Below are 21911 nucleotides of genomic sequence, written 5' to 3' on the forward strand. Positions count from 1 at the left end.
AACGTTTGATTAAACTACCTAAAGCAACTAAGAAACTCAAGTCATCTTTTACTGAAATATAAAAAAAGTAAAAACCTCTTCATGTATTTGAAGAAGTTTTCACTTATACCTGAACTAAAAGAGTAACTTTTTTAAAATTTTGTTTCATTCCAATACTCAACTTATACTCTATCCGTTGCTATTTCACGCTTATTAGTAAAGTATCTTCCAAATTAAAATAAATTGTTAAAATTCCTATTTTTTAGTAAGTAAGAAAGCCCTTCTACATGATCACCGGTAATTCTCAATACAGCTGGTGGATGTCCTACTGTTGCAAAGTGCTCATTTGGACGAATACGATTTGGTTTCATTACATCTACAAAATGGACACATTCGACTTTATATCCTTCTAATATTGCCTTTACTTGCGCAACACATGCTGTGTGAAGAGTGTCCCACCCGATTCCCTCTAAACATTTTCTACTAATAGCGTGGGGAACAGCAATTGTGGATCCCACACCTAAATCTTTACGGTTACAAGCAATATTCAACATATATTTATATAAACTTACAATATATAGAGGAAATCTAAGATTTAAATTTAAATCATTTAAAACCATATCAACACCATCCGCAACAGCCTGCGTTAACGGATGAAGGTCTTTTGCTGGAATAGCAAAATCAGCATCAATAAAGAGAAGTATATCCCCTGTGGCTTCTTGTGCACCAATTGCCCGTCCTACATCATGCCCTAATCTTTCTTGATAAACAATTACTGTTGCCCCTAATTGCTTAGCGATTACTTCTGTCTGATCTGTTGACCCATTAATGACAACAATTATTTCTTTCGGTTCAACTTTTCTTGCCTCAAGAATAACTTCTTTAATCGTTGATTCTTCATTTTGTGCTGGTATAATAATTGATAACTGCTTTCCATTATAAATTGATGAGTTCATCCCCCAACCTTTATAGAAACGCGAATAATTTTTTTGTTTTTTTAATTGCTCTATAATTTCTCTTTTTCTTCCTCCATCTGTATAGTTACCTCTGTCATCTTTTCGGTGTAACCAACGTTCCAAAGCTTTTATATTCTCTTTAATTTCACATACTTCTAATTTAGTTAATTCATTTTTATAGAAAGAGGTTTTGTTTGCGGGTATATCATTTAAAGAGGTTTTAGTTATAGCTGATGAGGAATGTAGTCGCCACCCTTTCTCAATAAGAGTTATTTGAGATAGAACGGGATTTTGCAAAGTGTCATATCCAATGTCTTCAATTGCTTTTTTAGTAATAGCATATGGCATAGATAACATCGAATCATATTTTAAATCCATACGCCCCAATACATCGTTTACTATTTTTCTATACACCATAGCAATACTTGGCCATTCTACACTCATCTTTTCAAAACAGACAGAGTCTATGTTATTCAAAATTACATCCTGTTCCTTTTTTAGTAGTGGTTCTATAAATCGTTCTAATTCTACCGAAAAGATAATATCTTCTCCATCTAAAAATAAAACTATATCTCCACTGGCAATTTTCGCCCCATGAACCGGTGCTTTCCATTTATTTTTCTCTTCAATAACAACAACATTACTCTCAACAAATGTAGGTATAGCTTGTATTGCACTCATTCTATCATCAGCTACAATTATAATTTCTAGTGGTTTTATATGCTGCACTTTGCTTAAAATTTGATTCAATTTCGATTTTTCTTCTCCTAAAACTATAACGACTGACAAATCCACTTCTTCTTGTTCTTCTTTCATAGTCGGATTAGGCCTTACTTTTTTTATATATTCAATTGTTTCATACTTTCCTACAGCTGCATGCCCTGCTTTTTTATCGAAATATAAATCTATTACAATTTGATTTATTTCCGTATCTTTATCCAGTTGTTCTAACTCAGAAATGAATGGTAGTAAATGATTTTGCACATCAAATTCACATGCGAAATTTTGCAAAAAATAAATATTCGGTACATATTTAATGTGATTAAAAAATTTCACAACATTAATTCTTTCCCCAAATTTCTCCTCAACTTCTTCTCTTGATAAACCTGGATAAGACAAATCGAAAACTAGATTTATTGGTACAGGTATCCATTTTAATAAATTTGTTTGAGGATTATTAATGAAAGCTGTGGAGCCCTTAACGAATCCAGCTAAAATTAAAGACATAAACCCTCCCCCGGAACTGCCATAAAACAACACATTTTTCGAATCAATTTTTAACTTTGTAAATACTATTTCTAAAATATTTGCTATATCTTGCAAGTAAAATCTATCTAACTCCCCCTGTCCCCAACCTAAAGATAATTTTCCGAGATATAATGTAGGATCATTATAATATATAACAGTATCTTCAAATTCATCCATCCATGAATGTCGATGAAAAATAGGCGGACCAATTGGCTGTTCTTGAAATCCACCTGCTCCAGATCCAAAAACAATAGTGTTGGAAGCATTAGGCTTAATACGAATTAAAAATTCATACGTTACTTTATCCCAATCAACCTTGAGTATAAATGGTTCCGTAGTTTGAAAATCTAATTGCCATAATTCTTCATATGAAATGTTAATTTTTTTGTACTGGTCTAACAGTTTAATCACCCTTTCCATCCATTTTAAGATGTTTTATTAAGTAAGAGAGAGCTTCAACGTGATCACCAATTATTCTTAATACTGCCGGAGGATGTCCATTGTGACTTACATTCTCCATTAAACGAATTCTATTCGGTTTTACAACATCAACGTAATGCACACATTCTACTCTATACCCTTGTAATATAGCTTTTACTTGTGCAAGACTAGGGCATAGTAAACTTTCCCAGCCTATTGCATCTAAGCATGATCTACTCATAGCATGTGGAATGGCTACTAATGAGCCATTACTTAATTCTGGACGAGCATATGCTAAATTAAGCATATACTTTACGACGTCTACAACATAAAACGGAGGATGTAACATCGGATTCAAATCATTTAATGCTATGTCTACACCAGCTGAAACTGCTTTTGTAAAATGATGCAAATTACTTCCTGAAACACTAAAATCACCATCAATAAATAAAAGAATATCTCCTGTAGCTTCAAGCGCTCCAATAGCACGTCCAACATTATGACCAAGTCGTTCGTTATATTCAATAATAGTAGCACCAAGTCTTTTAGCGATACTGGCCGTTTGATCTGTCGAACCATTTACAACGACAATTATTTCTAGCGGTTCTATTTTTCTTGTCTCAAGTATTACTTGTTCTATAGTTTCTTCTTCATTTTGCACTGGTATAATGACAGAAAGTTGCTTCCCGTCATAAATTGAAGAATGCATTCCCCAGCCTCGATGATAAAAAGGATATTGCTTGCTTTCACCTAATCTTTGAATAATATCTCTTCTTTTTCCTGCATCAGTAAACCCTACTCTTCTTCCCTTTTTCTCTATCCATTTAGAAATACCGATTAAATATTTTTCCACTTTCTCTTTTTCATTTTCTAACAATTCTTTTTTAACTAAATACCCTTCTTCTTGTAATGTCTCATCTCTAGATAACGTTTTTATTGCATATCGATCGTTAATCCGCCAGCCTTGATTCACTATATTCATATGAGCTAGAACGATATTTTTCATATAATCAAAGCCGATATTTACTACTACTTCCTTCGTAAGTGCATATGGTAATGAAAGTATTGAATTACTTTTTAAATCTGGTCGACTTAAAATTTCATTTAACATTTTTCTCCATACAATATCCATATTTGGACATTTACCAACTTCTACAAATTTATCTATTTTGTTTAATACTACATCAGCCTGATTTGTAACAACTGGTTCAATAAATTTCTTCATCTCATTTGTAGATATTGAAAAATTACTATCTACAAATAACAAAACATCTCCTTTTGCTTCCTTTACAGAAGCTTCATACCCCTCATAATACGTACTATATTTATCTATCAAAACAATCTGGCATTTATTTTTTTTTGCTATTTCATACAAATTACTTCTATCGTTAGGAACTAAAATTATAATTTCAAGAGGATTTAGCTTCCATATAGATTGAATTGACTCTTCTAATATCTGCTCTCTTTCACTATACAAAATAATAACCGTTAACGATTTCATTACACGCCCCCTTTACACATCATGTGACATAAAGTGAAACTTTAATCAGTGGGGTTTTCTTCGTCCCCCACTGATTATTAACCCTCGCCAATCGGACTTTAATGGGCAGCCCGCTCCCCCTAAATTCTTTGCTTTCGCTGAATTTTGAGGTAGGGGTCTTACTGCCCATTAAAGCGGGATAAAATATTAAGTATTACCATTTCCTATGAATTTGCTACTTTATTAACATATTCAAAAGTGAATTATACTGTGTAAAAACAATCGTCTATTTTTGAAAATATAAGTTCTGAACTTACCTCCTTCCTCTTATCATTGTTTCTTACAAATCTCACCATAAAAAGTACAAAAAAGAGGCTGTCTCATAAGTCTCTTTAGAAGTAAAATCACATGAAATCAAAAAGGAAGAAACGTTATGAAATCAACGTTTCTTCCTTTTACTTTCTATTTATTTTTGGATAACAAGCACCTTTTGGGACAGCCCTCTTTTAAATAAATTTATTAATATTATTAATTTTATATACTACCTTTTTCCATGTTATACCGCGATCTTTTGTAGTAAATATTTCTTTTTTATTACACGCCCAACCTTTACGCCGATTAAAAAAATGTAAACAAAATACATTTTTTAATAATGGATTACTTGATACTTTAATCCATTTTGCTCCTTTTTTTATTATTTGATACACACTTCCATTTTCACTATTTATCACCCAGCCATAATAGGAACTAAAAAACGAAACAGCCACTTTACTCGTATTTATTGTTTTATTTGAAATATGCCATGAATTCCCTTTATCAAATGAGTAATTCATTAAAAATTTATCATCATTCGTTTTTGTTGGTATTACTAATAGGTTATTTTTATAGATTGCTTTATAAGCCATAGCAATCCCATTATTAATTCCTTCAAGACTTGGAATATCTTTTATAGGATGCCAACTTTCCCCACCATTTATTGTTTTAAATACCACCGATGTTTCATATTGTTTTTGTAATGAAATAAACCCAATTAGATCATTTATAAATGTTATCCCTGAAATACTATCACGAATACTTATATTTTTTATTACTTTCCATACTTTCCCTTTCGTTTTCAAATAGTATAAATTATGTTCAAATTTATTTGATGCAAGCTTTCTAGATAGTACAATCCATATACGATCCATATTCGTGGCATGCAATTGTACTTGAACATCAGTCGATTTCTCCCATTCTTCTTCAACCGGTAAAATAAACTCACTCCATCTTTCCCCTCTATTAACTGTATAAAATATAGCTGGCAATAAATCGTCATTCGTTTTTGTTAAACCATATACCCAAGAGCTTCGAGCGTTTATTGGATATGCAAATAACACAATTGAATTTAGAGGATTAACAACATCCCATTCTACTCCTCCGTTTCGAGTATATAAGATGGCTTGCTTTTTATTTGTATATTGAATACTAGCCCAACCATATTTATCCGTTCTCATTTGTAAAGAAGTAAATTGAATATCATTATTTTCCAATATATCACCTCATTCTTATTATTTATATATTCGTATGCTATTATTTTTAAAACGTTCTATCATTAGTTGTTAGTACCACTCGTTTTATCTACTATCTTTACACATTTACTTTCTCGTTTCCTCACCAACTAAATATCAATATATAATGTATCAAATCTAATAAAATTTTTTCTATTTTTTCATTATCATTTAATAACGACTGTATTTCACAAAATTCTACTATAAAAAATGCACCCTAATTGTAAAACTATTTCTAACAATTAGAGTGCACTTTATATAAAATATAACTTTTAAGCACTTACTACAGCAGCAACTTTATCCATACAAAAAATAAATTGAGTAATAAATATATCAATTTCTTCTTTTGTAATTATATACGGCGGAAGTAATCGAATAATATTCCCTTGTGTTACATCGACTAACATTCCTTTATTCATTAACTCAATCTGTAATTTCTTCACATTTTCATTCGTGTCATTCACACTTATCCCAAACATCATCCCCGCATGACGCACTTCCTGAATATAATACGAATTTTCTTTCTGAATGTCTTGCAGTTTCTCATTCAAATATAGTGACGTTTCATAAGCTTCTTGCATTAACCCATCATCAAGTAATGTATTTAATACAGTTAATCCTAAAGCCGTCCCCATTGATGAATGAGCAAATGTTGTGCCGTGATCTCCTGGCGCAAATACATCACATAACCTTTCACCTACAATAATTCCGCCAAGTGGTATCCCGCCTCCTGCTCCTTTACCAATTTGAATAATATCTGGTGTAATATTGAAATTTTGATAAGCGAATAGTTTTCCTGTTCTCCCCATACCACTTTGCACTTCATCAACGATAAGTAGTACATTATATTTCTCACATAAGTTTTGAACACCATGTAAATATTCACCCGATAATGGATAAATTCCCCCGCTTCCTAATACAGGTTCTAACAGAATTGCAATTGGATTTTCATGAATTATTGTCTCTTCTAATTGCTCTATATTCTCGCGCTCAACTTCATATACTGGGATCGATGTTTTCGGGAAATTTTGATATACACTTTCTTGTCTTGTAAAATGAAGTGCCCCCAACGTACGCCCGTGGAAACTATTCTTCAACACTACAATTCCTTCACGTTCTTCATGCATAATAGCTCTATATTTATCAATTAATTTCAACGTTGTTTCTGTCGCTTCTGTACCTGAGTTTGTAAAAAAGACCTTTCCATTTTTTAAAGAGCAATCAACTAATTTCTTTGCATATTCAATCGCAACTGGATTTAAAAAATGAAACGGTAGATGCAACGATTTCGTAACTTGATCCATTGTTGTTTGTACGATTTTCGGGTGATTGTATCCTAATACATTTACTCCGACACCAGAAAATAAATCTATATACTCTTTACCATCCACATCATACAGCTTACACCCTTCTCCTCTTTCTATCGCAAGCTTTGTACGACAGTACGTTGACATCATATACTCTTTATCTAATTGAAACCAATCTGACATGTTACATTCCTCCTAGTTATTTTCCCTGTTTTATTTATGTTCATTTTCTATAAAGTCATGTATAAATTCATTTTTAAGATTGAAATTTTAATAGTAATGTTCTTCCCGATATTCATTTTTCCATAATTTCTTCTATTTCAACAGGTCCACTACATACGCGTTTTTCTCATCTAGCGGTCTGTTACTATTTTGAGCTTTGCGTGTTATACATAATCAAGGCAATAAAATCATATTTAGTAACAATGGACGAAAAAGATTTGGAGGCTATATTGATGAATGAACACTATGATAAACAGAGACAATCTTTACTAAGGAAAGACTTTAATGATAATGGAGAATGTAATGAACAAGCTATACTTCACTCTCAAACAGTTGGTTCACGTGGACCTGTTCTAGAGCAAGATAGTGTGCTTCACGAGGCGTTACAAGAATTTATTCACGAAAAAATTTTAGAAAGACCTGTTCATGTAAAAGGATTTGGTGCGTTCGGTTATTTTCAAACAATCTATCCAATGCCCGAACATACGAAACTAAATTTCCTACAAAATGCTAATGAGAAAGTTCCCGTTATGGTGCGATTTTCATTAGCTGTTAGCACGAAAGGAACACCTGATACTTCTAGAAATGTACGCGGTTTTTCTACAAAATTTTATACTAAAGAAGGTATTTTCGATCTATTATGTAATCACATTCCTGTCTTTTCTGTACGCGATCCGATGCGTTTCCCTGAAACCATTCAAGCGTTGTCACCTTCACCTAAAAATAACTTAATAGACCCTAATAGATTTTGGAGCTTTGTCGCTAGAGCACCTGAATCCATACATTTCGTTGTCCGTTTGTACTCTGATAATGGTACTGCCAAAAGCCTTCGCCACATCCCAGGACATAGTGTAAATACATATGTTTGGAGAAATGCAGAAGGCAATCGAAAGTTTGTAAAGTATCATTGGTACCCATTTGAAGGTGTACAATTCATTACTAGCGAGGAAGCAAATAAACTGGCTGCTGAAAACCCAGATTATAGCGGCAAAGATTTATATGATGCAATTGCAAATGGTAAACCAGTGGAATATGGTTTATATGTCCAGCTCATGGACCCGAAAGATGAAGCGCATCTTTCTTATGACCCTCTAGATGATACAAAAGTATGGGATGAAAAGGTGTATCCTCTTATACCAGTAGGCAAAATGGTATTAAATAAAAACCCTGAAAATTATATGGAACAAGTAGAAAAAGCCGCCTTCTCCCCTTCTAATTTACTAGACGGTGCTGAATTATCAGATGATAAAATGTTGCAAGGGCGAGCTAACATTTATAGTGATTCTCAAAGAAGAAGAATTGGTCCCGAATTTCGGAAATTAACGATTAACAAGCAACAAAATTGGACACCTGCTAATCAAATAACGAGCGGTGACGGAAGATACGTTGAAGGTAAAATTGAAAGAACTTCAATAACGAAACAAGATGACTTTACGCAGGCTGGTGAATTTTATACGAAGTTAAAACCGATAGAAAAAGAACATCTTGCAGAAAACTTAGCTAGTGACTTGAAAGTTATATCCGATGATATTAGAAAAGTCGTTTTAGGATATTTTCATAACGTGTCTGCTGATTTGGTGAAGAAGATTGAAACAGAAATAGAAAAATAATAAGAAGTAAGCACGCATCGACTTTTATTCATAGAAAAGAGCCATTTATCTAACCTTGTTAGTCAGCTAAATGGCTCTTTTCTATTTTTTTACCACATTATATCTTTTCAGAACTACACTTCCGAATTTATTAAATATCCGATCCATCAAGAAGCCCATCAATCCAAGAATAACAAGACCGACAAAAATCCAATCTGTTTTGAAATATAACCTTGCATTCCAAATCATATAGCCAATTCCTTCATTTGCTGCAACCATTTCAGCTCCAACAATGGCCATAAATGAGGATCCCATCGCAAGCTTTGCCCCCGTATAAATATAAGGAAGTGCAGCAGGTATGATGACATGGAACATAATTTGCCATTCTGATGCTCCCATACTTCTCGCTGAACGAATTTTATCTTCTTCAACAGCTTGCACACCGGTAATTGTGTTAATCGTCACGATAAAGAAAGTTGCATACGTAATGAGGAAAACTTTAGATTGCTCTCCAATTCCAAACCAAAGCATAAATAATGTTATAAAGGCAAGAGGTGGAATAAAGCGAATAAAATTGATAACTGGATCAAATAACGCTCTTAACCATGGGATTCGACCAATTAATAACCCTACTGGAATAGCTACAAGATTTCCTAAAATCCATCCAGCTATTACTCTTAAAAAACTAACTCCTATATATATAAATAAGGAACCATTTTGACTCAGTTCAATTGCTCCATACAAAACTGCTATCGGACTTGGCAAAAATTGCGGATCAGAAAAGCTCGCCACAACATTCCATATCGCAAGGATAAGTATCCAAGCAATAATCCCACTTTGTAATAGCTTCTTTTGTAAACCAATCTTGAAATTCTTTGTTTCATAAATAGTCCCTTTTCTTACAATCTCATCTTTCAACGCGCTCATATTTGGACCTCCTTTCAATCAAAGTGTGATTGGATCATTTGATAATAGTAATTAAATTCTTTATCTGTAAATGTTCTCGGATACGTTAGTGGAATATCGTAAATCTTTTCAATTTTTGAAGAAGGTCCTTTAGACATTACACCTATTCTTTGCCCAAGTAATAGAGCTTCCTGAATATCATGAGTGACAAAAATAATCGTTTTGTTTGTTTCTTTCCAAATTCGAATTAACTCTATTTGCATCGTTCTTCGAGTCATTGCATCGAGTGCTCCAAATGGTTCATCCATTAATAAAAATTCCGAATCATTGGCTAAAACACGTGCTAATTGAACTCTTTGTTTCATTCCTCCAGAAAGTTCTCTTGGATATTTTCCTTCATGCCCATCTAGCCCAACTAGTTTTATATAATGAGAGGATATATCATTTCGGGTCTGCTTTATCATTTTTTTCATTTTTAAACCAAATTCAACATTTTCTTTAATTGTTAGCCACGGAAAAAGCGCTGCGTCTGCTTGTTGAAATACGACGCCACGATTTCTATCAGGCTTAATTACCTCTTCATTATTGACTATTAGTTTCCCTGATGTCTTTTCAACAAATCCAGCAACCATACTTAATAACGTAGATTTTCCGCATCCGCTTGGGCCAAGTAATATAAAAAATTCACCATTCCCAATTGTTAAATTTACATCTTCTAAAATAAATTGTTCGTTATTAAATGATTTAGATAACCCAGAAATAGAAATGGCTACAGGAGATTTCAATACTTCTTTTTCACTTACTGTACTCAACATACTTCACTCCTATTCTATTTATAAGTAACAGATTCAGGGAAAGCTTTCTGAAGTGATTCAAGATTAATTTTATCTTTCAATTCATATTTATCTTTCAGCTTCCCTTTTTCTTCTAACCATTTCTTCATATCTTCTAGATGCTTAGCATCTTCTTTTGTAAATCCAAGAACATAGTTCTGTCTTTCAATATCTTTTAATGCGTCTTTCTCTGGTAGTTTCAATTGTTCAAAAGCAAGTTTTGCTGTTTCTTTTTTATTGTTTTCTACGTATTTTATGCCTTCAGAAAGAGCCTTAAGTGCATTTTCAACTGCTTTTGGATTCTTCTCGACAAATGATCTTTTTGCTAGTAAATAGCTGTCAATTGTAACGCCCGCACTTTCTAAATCACCTAATTTTGTTACACCTTTTATATTTTTAAATTTATCCTTTAACGCACCAGAACTCCAAACAGCATCTATATCACCATTTTTCATCCCTACAATAGCTTCGTCTGGTGTACTATATGGAACGAAGATAATATCCTTTTCATTAATATGTTTCGCTACCAAATATTTCGCCCAAACATACTCCGTTACAGTCCCTTTAGGTACGCCTAACTTTTTACCTTTTAAATCATTTTCTGTTTTAATCCCCTCTCTAACTAGAAGCTCATTGTCTTTTGATGATTTTTCATTTCCTCGCGTAAGTGTTGAAATTACGACCATATCCCCTTTTCCTAACGAATTTAAAAGCGCATAATCAGCAGCAAGACCTGTATCAGCTTGTTCGGTTAATACCGCATTTACTGTATCAATTCCATAAGCAAAATTTGATAGTTGTGCTTTAATACTATTTTTCTCAAAATAACCTTGTTTCTCGGCAGCTCTAAACTGAAAAGAACCACCCGCCGCTGTATCTATAGCCATTTTCACCGTGGCCGTTTCTTTCCCATTACTTTTCGTCGTTCCCGCACTTTCTTTTGAAAAGCTTGAGCACCCTGCGACAGCTAAACTAGTAATCATTGATAAACTTAAAAATAAAGGCTTTAATTTCACCATTTATCACTCCTCCATAACAATTTGTTCAAACTTGAAGCGGGATTTTATTTCACCACAATATTACGTTAAATTATTACAAATAAAGAAATGGCAACATTTTGTCATATAACGAACCTATCAAGTTCATTTTAATAAGTGGGGGGGAAATTACTCTCCCCACACTTTAATTTACTAGCGTTAATCTCGTTTTTTATTTATTTCTTCCAATGTCGCTACACAAAAATCTCCGGTGCCGTAAGATATTGTCCCTTCGACTGTCACAACGGATTCCGTACCAGCTTCTGCAGCATTTGGTACTCTAAATGCTGCTATATCAAGGGGAATAATTTCTTTCTCCTCTGGTTTTTCTAGTTGTGGTACCCACTCATACGGTACACGATACGCACGGTAAACCATATTTGAGTTTCTGTTATTTTTATATGGTGAAATATATTCCCATACAAGCTCATGCTCACGAGTAACTTCAAAAATCCGACCATCTGCTCCTTCAGTAATCAATGTGTTTCCGTTTGGCAGCCTTTGAGCAGAACTAATATATGGACTGTAAAATCGATATGAATCTAAAGGAGCTTGATACCCAGCTTCAGTTGGCGTATATTGCCATTTAATTTCTAAAGTTACTGGATTAATTTCTAAAATCCTCGAGTGATCACGAACAGCATTTTTGGAACCGTATGGAGATGCAGGATTTGGAAGACCGTATCCTGCCCAACCACCATTATCAAATACGAGTAAATTCCCTTCTCCAGGCAATCCTTTCGGAATGATATGTGCATGATGTTGTCCAATGATCCATCCTAAATGCTTAACATCTGGGCTAGAATAATCAGGACCGAGTTTCCAAACTATATTTCCTGTCTTTTTATCAATAATGGCAATTATATTTGACTCCCTAGCATCCCAAATAATATTTTCAGGATGAAAACGTTCATCTCCTTGATCATAAAACTTATTCGGACCAATTGTAGACATAGAATTGATATGCATCCAATCTCCATCAGAATTACCACCAAAGGATCTAATATTAGGATTACGGAATAGTACATTTTTAGCACTTTCATCAAATCCAAGTTCTTCAAAATGATCACTGACAGCCCATTCCCAAATAATATTCCCTTTCCAATCTACTTCAATAATTACATCATCTAATAACGGCTTATCGGAGATATTCAGATTATGTACATTTTTATGCGCTAAAATTAGCGTATTTCCACTTTCTGTTTTCGGCTCTAATCCTGGCGCATAGTACCCGACAGGATTTCCTTCACGTTGGTAATCATGATGAGCTCTAGCCATCCACTGCGAGGCATGTCCTGGGTCTTCAATATGTTCCAGACGGTTAAATTTCCAGACGATGTTTCCTTCCCAGTCAACTTGAACTAAATCGACTTCATCCTGAAAACCAAACTCAGGATCTCTTTGTGCTGTATGACCAAAAACATATCCGCCTGGTAACACCTTGTTTGGAAATCCCCGTAACCCTTTCCATAAGTGTACTTCTTTCCCATTCATATCAATTAATAAAGCACCATGATCTGCAGCTTGATAAATTGTATAACCACTCCAAGCTTTCCCGGGATTATATACTGTTGCCCCTGTTGGATAAATTGTTGGATGTCCCATTCTTTCCACTCCTATTCATATTATCAATTATTTTTTGAATTTTCAGTCCTAAATAACTAGACTAATTGTATTCTTCGTTACTCCTCCCTATTCTCATTACTTAGTTTCATAATCGTATGAGAAAGTTGTTCTAAATTATGGGCTAAGCGTTTAAAAACTTCGGCCTGCACTTGTAATTCTTCTGTTGAAAATCCATCGAATAAAACAGACATAAAACTTGTTCTTATATTATGATTTCGCTTTATAAATTTCAGGCCATCTTCAGTAATATCAAGTAAAGTGATTCGTCTATCTTCCTGATGACGTTTCCGAATAGCCAGGCCTCTTTCTTCTAACTTATCGCATAATGCCGTAATCGCTCCTGATGTCAAATCCAATTCTTCTGCCAAATCAGTTAGACGTTGCTCTCCATCTTGAATAATTTTGTTTAATATTAAGAAGCCCGGCAACATAATACCTTCAATCTTAATTTTGTCGCGTTCCTTCACAAATTTACGGACCATTTTACGAAACAACCAATCTGTTTCTTCAATTAATGTTGGCATCGTTTTGTTCATATCTCCTCCGCTCCTTGCTCAATGAATAATACAAAAAGGCACGAACACATTTCAAAATTTCGAAATGTATACGTGCCTTTGGTTATCCAATCAGCTATTCAAATTGTTTTAGCATTAAAATAATGAGTGGTAAAATAAGTAATATCCACATATTAATCCATCAATTCCTATGTGTCAAGTATGTTTTAAATATATATTTTCCTAATTTATCTATTTGCTCTCGTTTAAGGTTATTTTTGAGATTATTTATATGTAACCCCATTTATAACAATACATCTAAAATATAAAACTCCCCCACTTTACATAACTACTGTAGCGGAGGAGTTCTTTCTAATATCACTTTATCAAATTCACCGGCGAAGCAACTACCTTTCCACTTTTCACATCATATAGCCCTATAGGCGTTACCCGTATAAAAGGCAAGTGCGTCGCAGAAAAGAATAAAATTGTAAATGCTGGATCATCATACGCGTAGCCACGCTCTTGTAGTAATTTCACCATCTGTTTCTCTTCCTGTATTAATTCACTCATTTTTAAATTAGACATAATTCCGAGCAATGGTAATGCGATTTCATGTAATACTTCATTCTTCTCAGCTATTACCATTCCCCCGCCAAGCTCTTTTACTCTATGAAAAGCTATAAGCATATCTTCTTTTCTTTTTCCGATAAGAATGATGTCACCTGTACCAGAATAAGAGCTAGCAAGCCCACCTAGTTCTTTCGCAAAACCTTTCACAACTGTATTTACTCGCCAACTGCCATTACGAGCAATCATCATAAGGAAACATTCATCATGATCTGTGGACAATTCATCACAGTCTATGTTGATTTCACTAATATATGGTTTTGTAATAACGTTATTTAATAAGTGTATACCCGTTTTATTAGAGAAAATCATATCCTCTTTTTCTATGGACCAATCTAATGATAATGGAGTTACTTTACATTTACCCCAGTCTATATGTAATCCTTCATACGTATTTACACCGTCACGCTTCACCCATTTCCCCTTTGCAATAACGCTCGCTGGTACTGGATTTTCTTTACTTTCTAAAATATTGATATTAGCAATTCTACCTGTCGCGATTGAACCATGTATATGCTCCATATTATAATAACGAGCAATATTATAACTTGCCATATGATATGCATCTATTACTGGAACACCTTGCTTTATAGCAGTAGTAATCATTACATTCGTCATTCCGTTTTCATAAAAGGACGGATGAGAACCATCTGTTGTGAAAATGAATCTATCAAATTGCTTCACACCTAATTCCAGTAATTCCTTCAGTAAAACTTCTAAATCTGGTCGGATCGAAGAGTTTCTAAGAGGAACAGTGTAACCTTGCATAAAACGTGTTAACGCCTCTTGACCCGTCATCGCTTCATGATCACAGTCTGTACCTAACAGTTTTAATTTTACTAACGTTGCTTCAGATGCTCCTGGGAAATGTCCTTCTACTTTTTTCCGTAATCGCTTTGTTTCCTGCACCCAAGTTAACATTTCATCATCGCCATGTAATAATTTTGGCCATGCTGTTAACTCTCCTCCTTGAAGAACTGCTTCATGCTGTAGCCACTCTATTATTTCTTCACTATTAAATAAAGATTCCCCATTTTGCAATTCAGTTTGTCCATCAAAACGGCACCACCAATACATACTAGCTGGAATCTTTGTAAATTCATCTAATAAATAAAATGATTCTTCACGCTTTAATGTGAACAATAAAGTCAAATTATCATTAATAAAAGTTGTTGTCCCAAATTGCATCGCATGGTTCGCTAACGTCTCTGGATTATATAATTGATACGGATGTGCATGCGGCTCTATGTAACTAGGAACGACATACTTTCCATCACAATCAATAACTTCACATTCATGTAGTTGCTCTGGTATTTTTTCACCTACATATATAATACGATCATCATAAATCCAAATATTCGCTTGCATCCATTCACGTATATAGGAATTTAAGTATGTTGCATTCTTTAATAATTTGTGTGGACTTCTTGTACCGTCTATTATTTCAACATGTTCTCGCAATTGCTTGTTACTCCATCTAAACTGATTTTGTCCCAATGTATTTCACTCCAATGCTATATTAGTTAAGTCGAGAAATAATTAATCAAATAAATCATTTTTCATTCAAGCCCACTCAATACGTACCCCTATTATATTTAATAATTAAAAAAATAACAATTTTCAGAATAACATTCGTTTTATTGTTCACTTCTTCCTCATTTGAACATGAACATTTCTGTGAAGTTGTTTTACTGGATTTGAAAGAATAATGAATATTTCGTAAGAGCAAAAACGTGTCACCTTAATACGATGGCACGTTTTGTATTTTACATTATGATTAGTTTATACTATTTCGGAGCTGATTGATAAAGGCATAGGCTGCATTTGAAAACACTTGATTCTTTTTCCATATAATATTTAAGTTTGCTTCTAATTTAGGTTGTAATGGTTTAAAACAAAGTTTACTGCTTATATATTTATTTTATCACTCTTGTTAAAAATTTTATTTCTTCTTGTGAGAAGAGAATGTACCTATATATTTTTCTATAACGCAATAAAAAGACTTATAGAATGGTTCTATAAGTCTTTTACTATAAGGAATTAACCTATACTTATCAATTAACAAATTCAAAAACCAAAAGGTTCGCTATGAATAAAGTTCTAAAAAATAACTACCCACTCTAATTATCAATCATTTCATAATAGTCTATTAATCCCTCTTACTGCCTCGTAGCCAAAATATATTCCAAACAGAATTAAAACAATTCCTGCTACTATAGAAATCCATTTCATTACTGTATGATTAATAAATCTTCTACCAAAATGAATAGATGTAGCCATAAATATATCCCAAAGCATAATCCCAGCAAAAATGGCTGCACTATACCATAAAGCTTGTTCTTTTCCAATAGTATTCATAGCACTAGTTAGAACTGATCCATATATCCCTATCCAAAAAATAATATTTAATGGATTAGAAATTGCGATAGCAAACCCCGATAGAAAAGATTTTAAAGGATGTTCTTTTTCACCTGATGAAATATATTGAACTTGTTTAGTAGCTTCTTTCATGCTTTCATAGCCTAAATAAATCATCGTTACAAAACCAAAAATCCAAATAGAAAGTTGAGCAACTGGAGTTGTTAAATAAGTCGAAATACCAAAGTAAATTAAAAACATCATTACAACATCTGCTGACATTGCTCCAACTCCTACTAACCATGCACTCAAAAAACCATTTTTTATTCCTTTATTTATTTGAGCAACATTAATCGGACCGACTGGTGCAGACAACGAAATCCCTAATAATATATAACTAAATATCATGCTAATCATTTTTCTTCAACCCCGTAATAGGACATCTCATTACACTTTCTTCATTTGTTTCTGGTAACATATATTGTTTCCATTCAAAGGTTTCTTTTATTCCGTAATCCCCTATATCTGGATGCATTGGAATATCATCATATGCTAACAAACGTTTTCTAATCACTTTCCTTACTTGTTTCCCTTGTTTTGTATCACCTGTAATATCATCTAGAGTACCTCGAGGTTGTAACGTAATTTCAAGGCCTGTTCCTGTATATCTACTTTTTCTCTCAGAATATATTGGAGCCCTACAAACGACAAATATAGGTTCACCACCAAAACAAAATTCCCATTTAGCGTTATAAGGATCTATTGGTATTTCTGCATTCCATGGCTCCGGGTCATTTCTCATTAAAAATTGTAATACATTCCAAAATTGTTTTTTGTATTCTTCAGCCAGTAATTGTTTATTAGATGGTTTAAAAAATATTACTAAAGTAGTTCTCTTTGCAATTTGTTGATATGTTTTAATATATTCATAAATCCCATCTCTTAGTTTGAACAATTCATTTTCATCATAAGCCGATTTAGAAAATATATATCTAGACCAACCATGTTTCTCAGAATCTACTGCAAAATAACACGGAAATGGTTTAGATTGATCTAAAATGCTATCGTGAAAATTATTGTAAGATATAGTTTTCCACTCATCTAAAATCCCTTTATTTTGTTCTTCAATTATTCTCTTTTGATCGTATAAATACATTTTTGTAGTTGGCATTACTAAAATCCCCCCTAATATATTTATGATTTTTTCTCATATATTAAAATATTATTCTCAACAATATTTAAGATTTTATTTATACTTTTTGTAGGTATTTCAATTGTTACCTCAGGTATACCGGGAGATAACAAAAATTTATTATAGTTATAAATTTTTCGATCTATAATAAGTGTGATTTCATCTGAATAGCCAAATGGAGATACACACCCTGGAACACAAGAAGTTTTTTCTATTAACTCCTCGGCTGAACAAATAGAAATCCTTTTTCCAACCAAATCTTTCATAAGTTTTGAATCTAATTTTTCTCCTTCAACAGTTACAAATATGTAATAGTTATTTGATTTATCTTTTAAAAATAAACTTTTACTGGGCACACCTTCTAATTTAAACCTTTCTCTAATTTTTCTATCTGTTTCATAATCTAATATTGGCTCATATATATATTGTGTATACGATATAGCCGCTTCTTCTAACAGTTCTACTACTTGTTTATACATATTTATCCTTCCTTTGATTTCATTACAAAATTTGAAAAGATAGCCTTTTCTATTGCTGTTCCCGCTCCCTATTCTTTTTCACAATATATTCAATTATAGTTTACGACACAATTAATTTTGAAATAAAATACATATTTGTTATATAAATGGAACCAAAATACAAAACCTATATTAATCATTATTTTCATAATAGTCAATTATTTTGACACAAATCATAATTATCTATTTTTGTATACTTAATTCTATTTGTTATTAATTCATACGATAAAAGTACCTTATTATGTAAATTACGGAAATACATTTAAATATTTTTCAACAAAAATCAGAATTTGCTTATTATTAACTCCGAAATCTAAAACTACTTACCTTTGTATGTTGCAATATTTTAAAAATGTAAAAGTCACTATAAATAAGAAATATCAAATAAATATAATAGATTTATAGTAAAATGAAAAAATTTAAATACATCATTACTTTTCTTGTAACAGCACATAAAAAAACCGAATCATGGGAAGTAAATTGCTCATGAATCGGGATTTTTTAAGAGTATATTTTAATAACAATTAAATCACATACAAATCCTTATAAACCTCTATAGTAGAACTCTTTTCATCTATTATTTATTAAATTCAACTTGCATCATTTTATTAAACTGTGTAAGAATATCAACCGGACCTAAAGAGTTAACATTGACAGCAAATGTATGCTTGCCTCCAATTACTCCACCAGCAAAAGTCATATACCCAGGAATTTCTCCTCCGTGACCCCAAACTGAAACACCGTTTGGAAGTTTCGTCTCATAGATTCCAAGGCCATATGCATCACCAACCCCTTCTCCTTCTGTAGGAACTGTAGTAAGCATTTCTTTTAGCTCACGTTCCTTCAGTAACTTACCACCGAGTAAGGATGAAAAGAACTTATTTAAATCGTCTGCATTAGAAATCATATCTCCAGCTGAACTACCTATACTCGGGTTATAATACGTTACGTCTTTCAGCTCACTCGTTCCGTCAATTTTCAAATACCCTCGGGCATGATTATTTCCTGGAATAACAGTTGAATTCCCTGGTAAAAATGTATTTGATAAGTTTAGAGGTTCAATAATTCTCTTTTCAATTTCTTCCGCATAACTATTTCCGGTTATTTTTTCAATAAGCATTCCTAGTATTACGTATCCTGTGTTTGAATATGACCATCCTTTGCCTGGTGAAAAATCTTGTGGATAAGAAAGTCCAATTTTCACTATTTCTTCAGCTGTATACGATTTTCTTGTGTTCGTAAAGTCCGCATCTTTTGACTTTAAATATTCAGCTATACCACTCGTATGATTCAAAAGTTGACGTATCGTAATTTGATTGCCATCATATCCATTTCCTTGTACAAGACCCGGTAACCATTTTTCAATTGGATCGTCAAGTTGCACGCGATTTTCTCCTACTAATTGAAGAACAGTCGTAGCAGTAAAAGTCTTCGTCACACTAGCAATCCGAAAGCGATAATCTGATTTCATCGATTTCTTTGTACTTAAATCCGCCAAACCAGCAGTATAACTACTAATTCGTCCATTATTAAACGTCTTAGCTAATACCCCTGGCGCTCCAATTTGGATTGTTTCCTGCATGACCCTTTTCCAACCATTCCGATTCTTTTGATCATGTGCTTCTGACGAATTAGAAATATTTTGAGTAGACTCTGCTTTTACAGTAAAACCTGGTGTGAATACAGTGGTACCCGCTAATAAAACTGCCAAACTTGCTAACTTCATTGGATTACATTTTTTCATAAGATTCTCTCTCCCCTATTCATATCATTTTGATTCGAAATATACTTTTATCCTATATGATAAAACTCTCTTTTTTCTTATCCATTCCTTACAAAATACTTACGTTCAAAGTTTGATACGATCTGCTAAGAAAGAATTATGTATGAAAATAAAAAGGACATAAAAAATAAGGAAAGTTCCTTAACTTCCCCCGTTTTTATTTCACCTTAACTTAATTATTTTAAGATGATTCATTGTGTTCGTATTAGAATGAATCAAAAAAGAACGTGTTTACATAAAAAATGAAAACACGTTCTTTTTTATTTAAGCAATTAATCTATACTTACCTTTACCATCCTGCACTAGCGTTCATACCATTTCCGATAATAGAAAGTAATAGTGGCCATAATACTGGTCCTAACGTAAGAAATAAATTTAGCAGTATAAGTATTCTATATCTCCTAGGAATATGGTGATTTTTACGATTAACAAATACTAAAATCACTAATAATATTATCGTCATTACAAATAAAAGTAATACTAACAACCAATACCACACCATTAGACTGAGACTCCATGGCTGCAATAGCTCGTGTACAATACCAAAGGTGATTCCCAATACTGCAAAACTAAAAGTAGTAACTGTTGCTTTAATAAACAATTTACTTAATTTTTTATCGTATGTATACTTACAATATAAATCTATTAACACATATAAAGATAAAAATGCCATTAATACACCTACCCAAGACAATAACCAGTCTCCGCCTCCTCTAACTAATATAAACAGAAACCAACACATCCCTGCTGCAGAAAAAATAAAGGAAAGGAGTATGTTTTTCAATACCGGTTTCATTCTATTTTCACACCCTTACAAAAATTTAAACATAAATAATAATTTTTTATTTATATGCTACTCGTAATTATTTCATCTGTTTTTCATTCTATATTGATGAAATGAAGATAGCCTCACAAAAAATGTAACGAGCAATACTCTACTAAAGTAACCTTTTTCCATTGGTAGCGATATAAAAAAGTAAGTATACATTACCACGTAATTAAATATAAGTAAATAAAATTAATTTACAGTTAATTTTATTTACTTATATTAACTTCAAACCTTCCCGTCTCGCTCTATCCATTGCACAGTCTTTTCCACATCTAACTCCGTATACGTCTTTTCTCCATATCGGACAGACTCATATATCGGAATAATATCCCTCGTTCTACAAATTCTGCTTAACCATTGTTGCATCGTTTCATAGGACCTTCTCTGTTCGTGAAATGGTAAAGTTCTTTCCCATTCAACTAATGTTTTCCTTATCGTATCTTTAGGTAACGGCTGTTCAAACTGATGCTTCACTTTCTCGTTCTTTTCGGTTCTATCCGTATTTTCTTTTGTTATCGATTGTTTATCCTGTTGTATTTCTGATTTCGTTACCTTTTTTCTAACGGATTTATAAAGAAAATATATAATTATCCCTGCAATAACTACATAAAAAACTATACTAATCCATGAATTTGAAAGTATAGAAAATATGTGTCCCCATGAACTTTCCTTTTCAAAACCTTTAAATTTTTTACCTGTTGTCGTTCTCTCCCCATTATCTCCTACTTTTTTCTCTTCTAAAGGTGTTCCATAATCTTCAGTATCACCGTAGTTTATAGTTTCCTTATAATTTTTTTCAGATTTCTTTTCACTAAAAAAACGTTCTTTCACTATGTTTTGTACATACACAACACCTTGTGATAACGTTATCGCACTAACCGTAAAGAAAAATAACATTAAAACTCTAACACTCCACAACTTCACTTTCATATGCCGCGCTTTATTCACCATGACATA

The 21911-nt window shown here is 32.9% G+C and carries 17 protein-coding genes; 1 reads left to right on the forward strand and 16 read right to left on the reverse strand.

What is annotated here, in order from left to right; all coding sequences use genetic code 11:
• Window positions 1-212: 212 nt before the first annotated feature.
• The 4 genes from BGI23_RS27510 to BGI23_RS14580 form a co-directional block, all read right to left on the reverse strand.
• Complete coding sequence (locus BGI23_RS27510) at window positions 213-2603, reverse strand: glycosyltransferase (protein ID WP_083322737.1); 2391 nt, start codon at window positions 2601-2603, stop codon at window positions 213-215.
• A complete protein-coding gene (locus tag BGI23_RS14570; protein WP_070806354.1) occupies window positions 2587-4104 on the reverse strand; it encodes a glycosyltransferase family 2 protein in 1518 nt (505 codons plus the stop codon). Before BGI23_RS14570 ends, BGI23_RS27510 begins: the two co-directional genes overlap by 17 nt.
• 485 nt (window positions 4105-4589) lie before the next feature.
• Window positions 4590-5612, reverse strand: coding sequence for a hypothetical protein (locus BGI23_RS14575; protein ID WP_070806355.1), 1023 nt, complete (start codon window positions 5610-5612; stop codon window positions 4590-4592).
• A gap of 290 nt (window positions 5613-5902) precedes the next feature.
• Window positions 5903-7120, reverse strand: coding sequence for an aspartate aminotransferase family protein (locus BGI23_RS14580; RefSeq protein WP_070806356.1), 1218 nt, complete (start codon window positions 7118-7120; stop codon window positions 5903-5905).
• A gap of 272 nt (window positions 7121-7392) precedes the next feature.
• Here BGI23_RS14580 and BGI23_RS14585 point away from each other — a divergent pair, with 272 nt between their 5' ends.
• Window positions 7393-8769: a catalase gene (locus BGI23_RS14585; protein ID WP_070806357.1), complete on the forward strand. Its 1377-nt coding sequence runs from the start codon at window positions 7393-7395 to the stop codon at window positions 8767-8769.
• A gap of 81 nt (window positions 8770-8850) precedes the next feature.
• On the opposite strand, the gene BGI23_RS14590 is transcribed toward BGI23_RS14585, so the two are convergent.
• The 12 genes from BGI23_RS14590 to BGI23_RS14645 form a co-directional block, all read right to left on the reverse strand.
• Window positions 8851-9675, reverse strand: a complete 825-nt coding sequence (locus BGI23_RS14590) for an ABC transporter permease (protein WP_083322738.1) — start codon at window positions 9673-9675, stop codon at window positions 8851-8853.
• A gap of 14 nt (window positions 9676-9689) precedes the next feature.
• Window positions 9690-10469: an ABC transporter ATP-binding protein gene (locus tag BGI23_RS14595; RefSeq protein ID WP_083322739.1), complete on the reverse strand. Its 780-nt coding sequence runs from the start codon at window positions 10467-10469 to the stop codon at window positions 9690-9692.
• A gap of 14 nt (window positions 10470-10483) precedes the next feature.
• Window positions 10484-11506: an ABC transporter substrate-binding protein gene (locus BGI23_RS14600; RefSeq protein WP_070806358.1), complete on the reverse strand. Its 1023-nt coding sequence runs from the start codon at window positions 11504-11506 to the stop codon at window positions 10484-10486.
• Between the two features lie 177 nt (window positions 11507-11683).
• A complete protein-coding gene (locus tag BGI23_RS14605; RefSeq protein ID WP_070806359.1) occupies window positions 11684-13129 on the reverse strand; it encodes an aryl-sulfate sulfotransferase in 1446 nt (481 codons plus the stop codon).
• A 77-nt stretch (window positions 13130-13206) separates the two neighbouring features.
• Window positions 13207-13686 (reverse strand): MarR family winged helix-turn-helix transcriptional regulator, encoded by a 480-nt coding sequence (locus BGI23_RS14610; protein ID WP_070806360.1) that lies wholly within the window; start codon window positions 13684-13686, stop codon window positions 13207-13209.
• Between the two features lie 336 nt (window positions 13687-14022).
• Complete coding sequence (locus BGI23_RS14615; protein WP_070806361.1) at window positions 14023-15771, reverse strand: adenine deaminase C-terminal domain-containing protein; 1749 nt, start codon at window positions 15769-15771, stop codon at window positions 14023-14025.
• 639 nt (window positions 15772-16410) lie between these two features.
• Complete coding sequence (locus BGI23_RS14620) at window positions 16411-17049, reverse strand: LysE family translocator (protein WP_070806362.1); 639 nt, start codon at window positions 17047-17049, stop codon at window positions 16411-16413.
• The gene (locus BGI23_RS14625) at window positions 17042-17803 is read right to left on the reverse strand and encodes a YqcI/YcgG family protein (RefSeq protein ID WP_070806363.1); all 762 of its coding nucleotides are present in this window, start codon (window positions 17801-17803) and stop codon (window positions 17042-17044) included. The genes BGI23_RS14620 and BGI23_RS14625 overlap by 8 nt, the downstream gene beginning before the upstream one ends.
• Window positions 17804-17826: 23 nt before the next feature.
• Window positions 17827-18303 (reverse strand): YbaK/EbsC family protein, encoded by a 477-nt coding sequence (locus BGI23_RS14630; protein ID WP_070806364.1) that lies wholly within the window; start codon window positions 18301-18303, stop codon window positions 17827-17829.
• A 616-nt stretch (window positions 18304-18919) separates the two neighbouring features.
• The gene (locus BGI23_RS14635; RefSeq protein ID WP_070806365.1) at window positions 18920-20086 is read right to left on the reverse strand and encodes a serine hydrolase domain-containing protein; all 1167 of its coding nucleotides are present in this window, start codon (window positions 20084-20086) and stop codon (window positions 18920-18922) included.
• Between the two features lie 328 nt (window positions 20087-20414).
• On the reverse strand, window positions 20415-20921 hold the full coding sequence (locus BGI23_RS14640) for a DUF3902 family protein (protein ID WP_000805739.1): 507 nt from the start codon (window positions 20919-20921) through the stop codon (window positions 20415-20417).
• Between the two features lie 258 nt (window positions 20922-21179).
• Window positions 21180-21905, reverse strand: a complete 726-nt coding sequence (locus tag BGI23_RS14645; protein WP_070806366.1) for a hypothetical protein — start codon at window positions 21903-21905, stop codon at window positions 21180-21182.
• Window positions 21906-21911: the final 6 nt, after the last annotated feature.

Source organism: Bacillus sp. ABP14, assembly GCF_001831375.1.
Taxonomy (GTDB): domain Bacteria; phylum Bacillota; class Bacilli; order Bacillales; family Bacillaceae_G; genus Bacillus_A; species Bacillus_A paranthracis.